Consider the following 1,704-nt stretch of genomic DNA (forward strand, 5'->3'; position numbering starts at 1 on the left):
TTGATAGGTAGTTTTATCAGTTGGTGTTCCAAATATGTTGATGGAATAAAAAAGTAAGTTCTGTGAAATAATGTGCGGTAGTAGCTAAAAGTGGCAGTTCTTTGGAAGTAAGGGGATACAGTGATTACTACCCTTACGGTATGGTCTTACGCAGTGGAGGTACCAACTATAGATATGGCTACCAAGGCGCCTATGCTGAGAAAGATGGTGAAACGGACTGGAATGCTTTTGAGTTAAGGATGTATGATAGTAGAATAGCCAGGTGGATGACCACTGACCCTGCCGGGCAATATTACTCTCCGTATGTAGCAATGGGGAATGATCCGGTTAATGGTGTAGATAAAGATGGAGGGACGGATGATTGCCCTACGTGTCCTGTTGGCTCACAAACTTTGACAACGGTTATTGTATATGCTCAAGTTCAGAGACCAGTTAATATTTCTCATTTAGATGGGATAAATATTAATGTCAATTTGTGGCAGCAATCTTTGGTGAAAATAAAGGCGCCCCCAACAATTAGTCCTACTCCAGAATACGATGCCTATATACAAAGCTGGGTAGATTTTAACAGGATGGGGAGCGAGGTAAGAGAAAAGGGCATATTACTTACCCCGAATCACTTAATAAGCTCTCAGACAGGATTATAAGCCCAGCTTTGAAAATTACGATGGCTATGGAAGGGGGTTACAACGCATATTTGGGAATTAAAGGCTTAGTGTGGGGAGGTTCAGAAGTTGGCGCGGCTGATTTAGCTGCTAGTTGGCAAGGAAAAGGGACATATACAGGAGTAGATAATTGGAGAAACATAACTTTAGGAGAAGGGAAATATATAGTTGGTGGATTACCCGGGCAATCTAACTTTTATACTACGTTGGGAGGTTTAGAAAGGTCTGGATATGATCATGTTAAATTATTTGAAGGACTGCAAATAGCCCCTCATCCTCAACTCGGTTATAGAACAATGGTTGGCGTATATCAGGCATCTGAAGATATTCCAGCAGCATTTGGAAATACATACGCTAACCCGCAATTTGGGGGAGGAGGTCTGCCACAGATTTTTATACCTAATTATTCAAATTTGCAATTAATAAAAACAATACCACTTAAATGATGAATTTAGATATAAATAATGGAGAGTTTTATTTTGAGAAATATAAATTTCTCCCAAAAGAGAAATTCGAGGAAGTTAAAAATAAATTCGTTCACAATGAATTTCAACTTCAATTGAAAAATAATCAATGGGAAATATATAGATTAGATATTTCAGAAAAATATATTATAAGAATTTTCTTTTTAAATGAATTTATTAACCTTATCGAAATATACCCGAAAAATGTTGAAGAAAAAATGATGCCGAGCTCAATAAACAATATTATTGAGAGAATGGGAGGCGAAAAAAAATATCCTTGGGGCAAAATAGAATCAAACATCGATAGAAAGGCAGGATATATGTCTGTTGTGATTCGGTATAATTAACCAGCTATTCACGATTTGCAATCGCGAATGCTTATCAGAACATTTGTAATGTTCGCTCGATCTGCTAACGGTAATGTACCAGATATGTTGATATTCGTTGAAACACCTGTCAGGAAAGAGTTGTAGCTGATTTCAGAATAACAAACAATAGCATAATAGAATTGAGGAAACCATTATCATCTGAATTTTCAGGCTAAAAAGGACATTTGATAGGTAGTTTTATCAGTT

Annotated in this window: 3 protein-coding genes; all 3 read left to right on the top strand. The window is 36.9% G+C overall.

Annotated elements, in window-relative coordinates; all coding sequences use genetic code 11:
- Positions 1–101 precede the first annotated feature (101 nt).
- From ACQR30_RS15890 to ACQR30_RS15900, 3 genes are read left to right on the top strand one after another with little or no spacing between them, the layout of a single operon-like run.
- Entirely contained in the window at positions 102–647 is a 546-nt protein-coding gene (locus ACQR30_RS15890; protein ID WP_429736743.1) for an RHS repeat-associated core domain-containing protein, read from the top strand.
- Between the two features lie 8 nt (positions 648–655).
- Complete coding sequence (locus ACQR30_RS15895; RefSeq protein WP_429736744.1) at positions 656–1,111, top strand: hypothetical protein; 456 nt, start codon at positions 656–658, stop codon at positions 1,109–1,111.
- Positions 1,108–1,476 carry a hypothetical protein gene (locus ACQR30_RS15900; protein WP_429736745.1) on the top strand — a complete coding sequence of 123 codons (369 nt, stop codon included), beginning with the start codon at positions 1,108–1,110 and terminating at the stop codon, positions 1,474–1,476. Before ACQR30_RS15895 ends, ACQR30_RS15900 begins: the two co-directional genes overlap by 4 nt.
- The last annotated feature ends 228 nt before the right edge of the window (positions 1,477–1,704 follow it).

Source organism: Arachidicoccus sp. (assembly GCF_050436765.1).
Taxonomy (GTDB): domain Bacteria; phylum Bacteroidota; class Bacteroidia; order Chitinophagales; family Chitinophagaceae; genus Arachidicoccus.